This window comes from Burkholderia sp. Ac-20392, assembly GCF_017104585.1.
Taxonomy (GTDB): domain Bacteria; phylum Pseudomonadota; class Gammaproteobacteria; order Burkholderiales; family Burkholderiaceae; genus Burkholderia; species Burkholderia lata.
The window spans coordinates 1-1,657 of the sequence record NZ_JAAGPB010000925.1 but is presented as its reverse complement, the minus strand read 5'-3'; the positions used below and the strand labels follow the sequence as shown (position 1 = coordinate 1,657).

Genomic DNA, 1,657 nt, shown 5'->3' with positions numbered 1-1,657 from the left:
TCGTACTGCGGCAGCCCTGGCGCGGCCGGCGCGTTGTTCGGCGTGGCGCCCGATGCCCCGCCCGACTCGCCCGGATCCTCGTAGTTCGGCAACCCCGGCACGGCCGGCGTCGCGGCCGGCACGGCGCCCGATTCACCCGGTTCGTTGTAAGTCGGCAGCGTGGTCGACGACGACTGGCTGCGATACGTCAGCGACTTGCGCTGCTGCAGGTAGGCGTCGCGCACGAACGAATACGGATCGAGCGCGGCCTGCTTCAGCAGGTCGGTCGCGCCGAGCAGGTCCGAACGCGCGCTGATGAACTGCGCGATGTACATCGGGTTGCGCGCGGCCGGCTCGATGTAGTTCAGCAGGTTGAAGCGCACGTCCACCGCGCGGCCGACGCCGTCGCGGACCGTGCTCGGCCCGAACACGGGCAGCACGAGGTACGGGCCCGACGGCATGCCCCAGCGCGCCATCGTCAGGCCGAAGTCTTGGTGATGCTTCGGCAGCCCGGCCGGCGTCGCGATGTCGATCAGGCCGGCGACGCCGAACACCGAGTTCATCGCCACGCGCATCAGATCCTCGGTGGCATCGGTGATGCGGAGCTGCAGCAGGTTGTTCGCGATGTTGCCGAGATCGCCGAGGTTCGAGAAGAAGTTGCTGATCGCGGTGCGCACGGGCGTCGGCGTGACCTTCTGGTACCCCTTCGCGATCGGCTGGGCGATGTTCGTGTCGACGGTGTCGTTGAACTTGTACATCGCCCGGTTCATCGGCTCGAGCGGGTCGTTGGGGTTGCGGTTCGGTCCCGTCGCGCAGCCGGACAGCACTGCGCTGGCGGCAACGGTCGCCGCAATGATTCGCACCTTATTCATTGATTCCTTGCGATTGGTTCTTGGCGCGTTTGACGCGCGGTTTGCCCATCAGGACGGGCTGGAACACCACGGCGCCGATCAGCGTGCAGGTCAGGGCCAACGCGAGCAGCTTGCCCATGCTCGACGTGCCCGGGTGGTGCGACAGCCACAGGCTGCCGAATGCGGTCGCCGTCGTCGCGGCGCTGAACAGGACGGCATGCGTGAGGCTCGAGTGCAGCAACCCGGTTTGCCCCGCGCGCCACGCCATCACGAAATACACCTTGAACGCGACGCCGACGCCGAGCATCAGCGGCAGCGCGATGATGTTCGCGAAGTTGAGCGGCATGCCGAGCACGACGCACAGCTCGAGCGTCACGACGCCCGACACGAGCAGCGGCACCAGCGTGCGCAGCACGTCGCCGAAGCGGCGCAGCGTGACCCACAGCAGGATCGTGATCGAGATGATCGACCACAGCGCCGCATGCAGGAACGCGCTGATGATCGTGTCGGCCGAATGCAGGATCGAGATCGGCCCGCCGGTCGTGCCCGGCTCCGCGGCTTTTACGGTCTTCGCGAAGCGGCGCAGCATCGTGTCGTCGTTCGGGTCGACGCCCTTCGGCACCTTCGGCGAGATCTGCACGAGCGCGTGGCCGTCCGGCGCGACCCAGTCGCGCACGAGCTGCGGCGGCAGCGATGCGCGCGTGATGTCCTGCGGCTGCAGCAGCGACGCGAGCTGGTTGAGCGCGATGCGCAGCGTATCGGAGAACGCGCGCTAGGCGCGGTAGCGCGTGGCGGCATCCGCGGCGGCGAGCTTCGCGAGCGACGCC

The 1,657-nt window shown here is 68.1% G+C and carries 1 protein-coding gene and 1 pseudogene; both read right to left on the bottom strand.

Annotation, left to right across the window (positions count from 1 at the left end; translation table 11 throughout):
* Positions 1 to 851: VacJ family lipoprotein (locus G3N99_RS39760; RefSeq protein ID WP_206125137.1), on the bottom strand; the 851-nt coding region annotated here is incomplete at its 3' end.
* A pseudogene (locus G3N99_RS39755) lies at positions 844 to 1,657 on the bottom strand (RND transporter); the annotation flags it as partial. The pseudogene G3N99_RS39755 and the gene G3N99_RS39760, both read right to left, overlap by 8 nt.